The sequence below is a fragment of the Psychromonas sp. Urea-02u-13 genome (assembly GCF_002835995.1).
Lineage (GTDB): Bacteria > Pseudomonadota > Gammaproteobacteria > Enterobacterales > Psychromonadaceae > Psychromonas.
This window is the reverse complement of record NZ_PJBZ01000193.1, coordinates 1-1,619: the sequence shown is the minus strand read 5'-3', so window position 1 is coordinate 1,619 and position 1,619 is coordinate 1. Positions and strand designations below refer to the sequence as shown.

General features: G+C 36.4%; 1 protein-coding gene. It reads left to right on the top strand.

Annotated features, from left to right (window positions below; translation table 11 throughout):
- Positions 1-472: 472 nt before the first annotated feature.
- Entirely contained in the window at positions 473-1,072 is a 600-nt protein-coding gene (locus CXF74_RS21300; protein ID WP_101084639.1) for a hypothetical protein, read from the top strand.
- The last annotated feature ends 547 nt before the right edge of the window (positions 1,073-1,619 follow it).

Genomic DNA, 1,619 nt, shown 5'->3' with positions numbered 1-1,619 from the left:
GTTGGTTTTTAAAATCGCGGTTGGTAATACTTTCTGCGAGGTATTTCTGGCTAAGGTTTGAATTCGGTAACCTTCAAAGTCGTTGCTTTGTAGTTTTAGTTTGTAACTAGCTCATTCCGCCAAAATATGCTGTCGTTAATAGTCGTCTGGTGCAATGTTTAATCTCTAAGCGCATTTATATCTTCGGCTCCATTAACTCCGTTTATTTCATAATGGCGTCATTCTGGTTTCTAGTTTTAAATTGTAATCACGAGTGTGTTGTTTAGTTGAATTATGTCTTAGTTTTTCAAGAGGTTACTAGATAGTTTTTCTAATATTAGTTATCGTTTTTCATTAGGTAAATATTACCGCCAAACACAACTAACAAGCACTTTAAACGGAACAAAAACAGTTGGCTATTGTTCGTTCCTCACAAAATTATAGCCAACAATTTTTGTCCGCTTAAGTGGGCGTTAGCTTTAGGTGTTATATCATGGAATTACCATCGAAATACGTGTTGGATAGAGAAGCCATTAAACTTAATGCTTATAGATTGTTGAGTCATTTTTATGCGAATAAAGAAATCGCGAGACAAGCCGATCCTGATACTAGAGATGATTCAATTGCAATATTAGAAGATAATTACTTTCAACGAGAAATGAGTCGGCTATTACTCGAAATTGCAATATCTCTTCGAGTCCTAGATGATCAAATGAAGAAACAAGATAAGTTATCTGAAATTCGTATCGCATATGACGCTGCAAGCGAAAGAGCAAACCATCTACATAATTGCATGATGTTTGACAAAATGAGCTTAAGAGAAGCATGTAATAAAATTATCCATGCAGATGTTGTAGAACCTCATATTCGAGAGTCCGAAGATGGAAGCCACAAATACGATGATTTTAATTGGTTAGGTTGGTCTGAAGCAATTGAGCAATCTGGTGATAGCAATATCCCTAAACCAGAGCCTATAAAATGGAAACACCTAACAAACAATATCCGCCTTGGTGGTAAAAAAGGTAAGAAACAGTGGTGGCATTTACTTGAAGTTCCTATTTTCGTTAGATCCATCAGCGAACTTTTGAAATAAAAAGCTAACAAGGCGTTTAAACGGAACAAAAACAGTGGGTTACGTTTCGCTTCGCTACACATTATAACCCACAATTTTTGTCCGCTTAACGCGGCGTTAGTTGGTTTTTGAAATCGTAGTTGGTAATTCTTTCTGCGGAGCATTTCAGGCTAAGGTTTGGGTTTGCTAATCTTCAAAATCGTTGCCTTGTAGTTTTCGTTTGTTACTCGCTCATTCCGCCATAATATGCTGTCGCTAACAGTCGTCTGGTTCAACGTTTAACTCGTTAGTTAACCAGAACTCTCGGCTCCATTAGCTCCGCTTATTTTATAATGGCGTCATTCTGGTTTCTAGTTTTAAAGTGTAACCACGAGTGTGTTGTTTAGTTGAATTATGTCTTATTTTTTCAATAGGTTACTAGATAGTTTTTCTCAAATTAGTTATCGTGTTTCATTAGGCATTTATTACCGCTAAACACAACTAACAAGCACTTTAAACGGAACAAAAACAGTTGGCTATTGTTCGTTCCTCACAAAATTATAGCCAACAATTTTTGTCCGCTTAAGTG